The organism is Vibrio sp. 1727, assembly GCF_033344415.1.
Taxonomy (GTDB): domain Bacteria; phylum Pseudomonadota; class Gammaproteobacteria; order Enterobacterales; family Vibrionaceae; genus Vibrio; species Vibrio alginolyticus.
On the sequence record NZ_JAWPOT010000398.1, the window covers coordinates 1 to 626 of the forward strand.

Annotated in this window: 1 pseudogene; it reads right to left on the minus strand. The window is 45.4% G+C overall.

The features are described 5' to 3' along the window. Positions 1-626 (minus strand): annotated as a pseudogene (locus R8O10_RS25970) (1-acyl-sn-glycerol-3-phosphate acyltransferase); the annotation flags it as partial.

Genomic DNA, 626 nt, shown 5'->3' on the forward strand with positions numbered 1-626 from the left:
TCAGCAAGCTGACGTTTCACCGCTTCTGTGATAATGCTTGAATCTTCACGACCTGCAGCAAGCAAGTTGATCGGATACAACTTATAGTTCTCGTGTATCTGACGGTCGATTTCATTCGCTAGCGATTCTGGCGTTTCAAACTCTTGCTCAATCACGTCACCAAATGCCACATGAACACGGCCTTTGTAACCAACAATGCCTTGGATGATGCTTTCGATATCTTCAAACTCGCCTTTTTCATAACGGCCGTTTTCTGCTTTCTCAAATAGCTCTTTTGCCTTAGCGATGTCACATGGATCGTTCTCGTAAGCAATCGAGACCGGCACAATTTTTAACGAGCGCATGTACTCGCCAAACGCGACCTTTTGCTTGCGACCTTCAACGTGGAACATTTTTAAGATCGCAGGATCTGTAAAGTCGTTACCGTCTTTTGCGCGCCCTTCTTTTTGAGCAATCCAAATAGAGTTACCCGTATCCAGCGAGTGTTTGATGTAGCCAGACAACTGTCCAAGCGCTTTCATCATCTCTCGTGGAGCTTTTGCAGAACGCTTAACAATAAAGCTCTTGTTCAAACGCATCAGCTCTGTCGCACACGGTTTTTTCAGCACATTATCGCCGATTGCAAT